The sequence below is a fragment of the Micromonospora sp. NPDC051296 genome, from assembly GCF_040682255.1.
GTDB classification, from domain to species: Bacteria; Actinomycetota; Actinomycetes; order Mycobacteriales; family Micromonosporaceae; genus Micromonospora; species Micromonospora craterilacus.
In genome coordinates this window covers 1-5,992 of record NZ_JBFBAO010000401.1, presented here as the reverse complement: position 1 = coordinate 5,992, position 5,992 = coordinate 1, and the positions used below count along the sequence as shown (strand labels likewise).

General features: G+C 74.0%; 6 protein-coding genes. All 6 read right to left on the bottom strand.

What is annotated here, in order from left to right; genetic code table 11:
* Positions 1–1,355 (bottom strand): thiol reductant ABC exporter subunit CydD (gene cydD, locus AB0M52_RS29145; protein WP_363960342.1); only part of this gene is annotated, 1,355 nt, incomplete at its 3' end.
* Entirely contained in the window at positions 1,352–2,359 is a 1,008-nt protein-coding gene (locus AB0M52_RS29140) for a cytochrome d ubiquinol oxidase subunit II (RefSeq protein WP_363960339.1), read from the bottom strand. The genes AB0M52_RS29140 and cydD, both read right to left, overlap by 4 nt.
* A gap of 10 nt (positions 2,360–2,369) precedes the next feature.
* Positions 2,370–3,626, bottom strand: coding sequence for a cytochrome ubiquinol oxidase subunit I (locus tag AB0M52_RS29135; RefSeq protein ID WP_363960336.1), 1,257 nt, complete (start codon positions 3,624–3,626; stop codon positions 2,370–2,372).
* A 113-nt stretch (positions 3,627–3,739) separates the two neighbouring features.
* Positions 3,740–4,645, bottom strand: a complete 906-nt coding sequence (locus AB0M52_RS29130; RefSeq protein ID WP_363960333.1) for a M56 family metallopeptidase — start codon at positions 4,643–4,645, stop codon at positions 3,740–3,742.
* Between the two features lie 10 nt (positions 4,646–4,655).
* A complete protein-coding gene (locus AB0M52_RS29125) occupies positions 4,656–5,144 on the bottom strand; it encodes a BlaI/MecI/CopY family transcriptional regulator (RefSeq protein WP_363960330.1) in 489 nt (162 codons plus the stop codon).
* Between the two features lie 158 nt (positions 5,145–5,302).
* Positions 5,303–5,992: aldehyde dehydrogenase family protein (locus tag AB0M52_RS29120; protein WP_363960327.1), on the bottom strand; the 690-nt coding region annotated here is incomplete at its 5' end.

Sequence of the window (5,992 nt, the reverse complement as noted above, 5' to 3'; positions counted from 1 at the left end):
CCGGTGACGGTCACCGTCAGGGGCGCATCGGCCACGCCGGGGTTGGCCAGCTCGACCGAGACGTTGTTGCCGCCCTCGTGACCCCAGGCCAGCGACGCGGCGAACAGGTGGGCCCGCTGTGGCACCCAGGCCACCTGCCGGCGCCAGCCGTCGAGGTCGGCCTCGGTCAGGTCCACCCCGCCGACGGTGACCCGGCCGGTGGTTGGCGTGACGAAGCCGAGCAGCAGGCCGAGCAGGGTGCTCTTGCCGGCGCCGCTCGGACCGATGATCGCGATCCGCTCGCCGGGCCGGATGGTCAACGACACGTCCCGCAACGCCGTGGTGCGCTCGTAGGCGACAGTCACCGACTCGAACCGGATCTCGCCGCGCCCGTCCGGCAGCGCACCCGCGTGGCCTGCCGGCGCGGGCGCGGAAGCGGAGAGGGTGAGCGCCTCGTCCAGCGCGGTGAGCCCCTCCATGCTGGCGTGGAACCGGCTGCCGGCCGCCCGCAGCGGCAGGTACGCCTCCGGGGTGAGGAGCAGCACCAGCAGCGCGGTCTGCAGGGCCAGCCCGCCGCCGAGCAACCGGATGCCCACCGGCACTGCGACCAGCGCCACCGACAGGGTGGCGACGAGCTCCAGCACCAGGGCGGAGAGGAAGGCGATGCGCAGGGTCTTCATGGTGGCCGTCCGGTGGCCGTCGGCCATCCGCCGTACGGCGTCGGTCTGGGCCTGGGCGCGGCCGAACGCCCGCAGGGTGGGCAGCCCGGCGACCATGTCCAGGAAGTGCCCGCCGAGCCGCGACAGCCGCCGCCACTGGCGCTCGGTGGCGGCCTGGGCCTGCCAGCCGAGCAGGGCCCCGAAGATCGGGATGAGCGGCAGGGTCAGCGCGATGATCACCGCCGAACTCCAGTCGGCGAGGAAGACCCGGCCGAGCACGGCGACCGGCACGGTGACGCTCAGCACGAGCTGGGGAAGGTATCCGGTGAAGTACGCGTCCAGGGCGTCCAGTCCGCGACCGGCGAGGGTGGCCAGCTGCCCGGCCCGCTGGCCGGCGACCCAGCCGGGCCCGTGCCGGGCGACCGCGCCGAGCAGATCGGCCCGGAGCGCGGCCTTGACCGTGGCGGCGACTCGCGCCGACGCCGCGCCCTGCGCCCACACCAGCACCGACCGGGCCGCCACGGCGGCGACGAACCCGGTCAGGGCGACTCGGTCCAGCCGCCCGGTGAACGCCGTGGCCAGCAGCGCGGCCAAGGCGGTGGCCTGCGCCACGACCAGCCCGGCGGCGAGCACACCGAGCAACGCGAGCAGGGCGAGGTCGCGCCGGGCCGCAGGGACCCGGTGCAGCAGCCGCGGGTCGAAGGGACGACGGTTCACCAGTACACCGGTGCTCTGCCGTCGGTCCGTCCCCGGAAAATCCACCAGCACATCGCCTGGAAGCCTAGTAGGGCCGGCAGCAGCGGCATCGCCAGCCAGCCCAGCAGGCGCAGCGTCGGGGTGCTGGCCGCCGCGTCGGCCACCGTCAGAGACGCGCCGGGTTCGACGGTCGACACCAGCACGTAGGGCCAGAGGGTCGCCCCGACCAGCACGACCGGCAGCGCGAGGGCGGTGGCGGTGGCGGCGAAGGCCACGCCGTGCCGCCTACCGCCGAGCGCCGCCCGCGCCACCAGCAGGGCGGCGATCAGCAGGATCGCCAGCAGTAGGCCGACCGCCGGACGCTGCACGGCGGCGCGTACCCGATCGGAGAGCAGGCCGACGACGGCGGCGACGGCGGTCGCGGCGACCGCCGCCGCGACGAGCCGGCGGGCCAGCGGCCGGAGCCGGTCGGCCTCGGCGGCCGGCAGCCGCAGCGTGAGGAAGGTCGCGCCGTGCGCCGCGACCAGCGCGACCAGGGCCAGCCCGGTGGCGGCGGCGAACGGGGTGAACAGATGCGTCACCCCGGCCACGTGCCCGTCCGGGTGCAGTGGTACGCCCTGGAGTAAGGCGGCGAGCACGACGCCCCAGCCGAGCGCGGCGAGCAGACTGCCGACCACGATCACCCGGTCCCAGCCGGCGCGGGCCCACCGGCTTTCCGGGCGGCTGCGCAGCTGCACCCCGGCGGTCACCAGGATCACCCCGGTCAGCGCGCCGACCACCGCCGGGTAGCAGCCGGCGAGCAGTTCCCCCTCCAGCACGGGAAACGCGCCGAACAGGATGCCGACGGCGGCGACCAGCCACACCTCGTTGCCGAGGAAGAACGGCCCGACGGCGTTGAGGGCGGCCCGGCGGCGGGCCGGGTCGGCACCCCGGGCGAGCAGCAGGCCGACGCCGTAGTCGTAGCCGCCGAGCACCAGGTAGCCGGCGAAGAAGAGGCCGAGCAGGGCGTACCAGGCGAGTTCCATCGCGGTCTCCTCAGGCGAAGGCGGGCTCGGGACGGGAGTCGTCGGCCGGGGGCTGTGCCGGCGGTCGACCGAGGGCGGGGTCGGCCGCGCCCCGGGCGGCGTGCCGCGCCAGCAGCACCCAGTTGGTGACGGCGAGGGCGCCGAGCAGCAGGGTGAAGCCGGTCAGCGAGGCGGCCATCAGCCACGGGCTGATCGGCGAGACCGCCTGGTCCACCGGCAGCAGGCCGTACGCGACCCAGGGTTGGCGGCCGACCTCGCGGGCGATCCAGCCGAGGATCAGCGCCACGAACGGCAGCGGCAGGGCGAGCATGAGCAGCCAGAGCGGGAACCGGAGCCGGATGATCCAGTCCCGCCAGAGCAGGGGGAGCAGCAGCCAGAGCAGGCCGAGGCCGAAACCGATGAGGATCATGAAACCGAGACCGACGTTGGCCGGTGCGGGAGGCAGGTAGTCGGCGGGGCCGAACCGGGCGGTCCAGTCGGCGATCAGCGCGTCCGCGTCCGGGTTGTCGCTGCCGAACTTGGTCGGCTGCACGGCGCCCACCGGCCCGAACTGGGCGAAGCCGAACCCCTGCACGAAGGTGATCGCCAGCGCGGCGGTGACCACCCCGATCCGCAGCGAGGTGCGGAACAGTGCATGGTCGGTGGTTCGCCGGTTCAGGTGCCAGGCGCTGACCGCAGCCATCAGCAGCCCGCCGGTGAGCAGGGCCGCCGACACCACGTGGCCGAGCGCCATCCACAGTGCCGGATTGGTTAGCAGCGCGGAGAAGTCGGTCAGGTGGGCGACCCCGTCGCGTACCTCGTAGCCGACCGGGTTCTGCAACCAGGAGTTGGCCACCATGATCCAGAACGCCGAGGCGTACGCGGTGAGCGCGACCCCGTACAGCAGCGCGAGGTGTACGCCACGACGCAGCCGGTGCCAGCCGAAGATCCACATGCCGAGGAAGGTCGACTCCAGGAAGAAGGCGACCAGGGTCTCGATTGCCAGCGGGGCGCCGAAGACGTTGCCCACGTAGCGCGACAGCCCGCTCCAGTTCAGCCCGAACTGGAACTCCATCACGATCCCGGTGGCGATGCCGAGCACGTAGTTGATCACGTAGAGCTGGCCCCAGAACCGGGTCAGTCGCTCGTAGCGGGGGTTGCCGGTGAGCACCCAGGCGGTCTGCAACCCGACGAGCAGCGTGACCAGGCCGAGGGTGACGGCCACGAAGAGGAAGTGGACCGAGGCGGTGGCGGCGAACTGCAGCCGGGCGAGCAGCAGGGTGTCCATGACCGGCTCTCCTGAGACGGGGGTCGATGCAGATAGGGAGCCTACACGTAGGAACGCTACATATGGCGCCGCGCGCGGGAGGAGCCGGCAGGATCAGGGTTAGTTCAGGGTGGTCAGCTCAGGAAGAGGGAGATCGGTAGGGCGGCCACGGTGGTGGTCACGGTCAGCGCGATGGTGCCGAGCAGCCGGGGCGGGCGTCCGGCGACCAGCAGCCGCTGCACCCGGACGTCGAGGTCCCGGTCGCCGATGCCGAGCGCGCCGGCCGGGGTGACCCGGTTGCCGGCGGCGGCGAACCGGCGCAGCGCCCCGGCCAGCGGTGCCTCGGCGTGCAGCTCGCGGGCCTTGTCGTCGGCGCGCATCTCGACCAGCAGGGAGACCCGCTCGTGCGCCTCGCGGACCCACCGCAGCCAGGGCAGCGCCCGGCAGAGCGCGGTGAACGGCAGCAGCACCAGGTCGTGCCGTTCCTGGGCGTGCGCCCGCTCGTGGGTGAGCACCGCCTCCAACTCGGCCCGGTCGAGCAGGCTCAGCGTGCCGGCGCTGACCACGACCCGGGGCTTCACCCCCGGCAGGCAGTACGCGGCCGCGCTCGGGTGGTCGAGCACCAGCGCCCCGGGCACGGTGGGATCCCGTCGGGCCACCAGGGTGAGCAGCTCCCGGTGCCGGCGCTGGGCGCGTACCGTGCCGTGGATGCTGCGTACCGTCGTGGTGAGCAGCACCGCCCCGATGCCGAAACCGATGCCGACCAGCCCCAGGTGCACGGCGCCGAGGCCGGCCGGCAGGGTGCTGTGCCGCAGGTCGTTCGCGAGCGCCAGCAGGGCGCTTCCGGTGCCCCGCTGGTACGGACTCAGCCCGAGCGCGATCGGCAGGCCCATCGCGGAGAGGCCGACCGCCAAGCCGACCGCCTGCCAGCAGAGGATCGCCACCCGAGGGCTGCGCCACGTCCAGGTGGAGCGGGCCAGCACCTGCGCGATCAGCCAGCACGCCAGCATCGAGCCGGCGAAGTGCAGGGCGTGCGCCACGGCGTCGGCCCTACCGCTCCGCGGCCTCGTCGGCCCGGCCCGGGCGGGACGCCCGGTCGGCCGGCGGTGCCTCGACCCGGTCGGTCAGCCCGCCGCCCGGAGCGTCCCCCGACTGGCCGGTCGAACCGGGAGCCAGCCCGGCCTCCGCGGCCAGGGCGGCGCGCAGTACGTCCGCCTCGGTGCCGGTGACCGAGCGGGCGAACCGGACCAGCGCCGCGTCCCGGCTGCCGCCGAGGTCGAGGGCGTCGAGCATGAGCTGGGCGATGTGTGCCTCGCGGGTGGCAGCGGCCCGATAGCGCCAGGCGCGACCCTCCCGCTCCCGCTGCACCATGCCCTTACCGGCGAGCCGGTCCAGCACCGTCATCACCGTCGTGTACGCCAACTCGCGGCCGGCCAGGGCGTCGGCCACCTCGCGCACCGTGACCCCGTCCGACGTGGCGGGAACCGTGTCCCACAGCACGTCCATCACCGCACGCTCAAGATCCCCAAGCCGAGTCACCCCTGAATCCTACCCCCCGTAGTAGACCCGCGGAGCAGCCCACCCCGCCGGCGGACCGTGCCCACGTCAGGGTTTCCGGTGGAGCCCACCCGCGCAGGGATCAAGCCTGACCGCCCGGAGCGGGTGGGCTCCACCGGAAACCCACCCAGCCCAGCGACTCAGACACCCTTCGGATGCCACACCGTCTTCGTCTCCAGCAACGCTGTCATCCGGCCAAGACCCGGATCCGCCGACCAGTCGTGACCAGCCCGCACCGGCCGGAGCACCCGCTTGAGGTTCTCCGCCGCCTTGACCTCCAGGTCGGCCGCCAGCTCGGCGTCGGGCACCCCGGTCAGGTCGATCGCGTTGACGTCCATGTGCCCGGCCAGCGTCGGCACGGTCTCCGACAGCCGGCCGGTCAGGATGTTGACCACTCCGCCCGGCAGGTCGGAGGTGGCCAGCACCTCGGCCAGGGTCACCGCGGCGAGGGGGGCCGCCGGCGAGGCGGCCACGACCACGGTGTTGCCGGTGACGATCGCCGGGGCGATCACGCTGACCAGGCCGAGCAGCGCCGGTGCCTCGGGGGCCACCACGGCCACCACGCCGGTCGGTTCCGGCGCGGAGAGATTGAAGTACGGCCCGGCCACCGGGTTCGCGCCGCCGTACACCTGGGACAGCTTGTCGGACCAGCCGGCGTACCAGACCCAGCGGTCGACCGCGGCGTCCACCTCGTCGCCCGGCACGCCCAGGGCGACGAACTGCTCGCGCCGCCCCTCCAGCATCTCGGCGACCCGGTAGAGGATCTGACCCCGGTTGTACGCGGTCGCGCCGGCCCACCCCTTGACGGCGGCGCGGGCGGCCAGCACGGC

What these genes read in the sequence shown, in the direction of transcription:
- AB0M52_RS29140 (WP_363960339.1), bottom strand. Translation starts at nt 2,359, where the DNA reads ATGGAACTCGCCTGGTACGCCCTGCTCGGCCTCTTCTTCGCCGGCTAC.
- AB0M52_RS29135 (WP_363960336.1), bottom strand. Translation starts at nt 3,626, where the DNA reads ATGGACACCCTGCTGCTCGCCCGGCTGCAGTTCGCCGCCACCGCCTCG.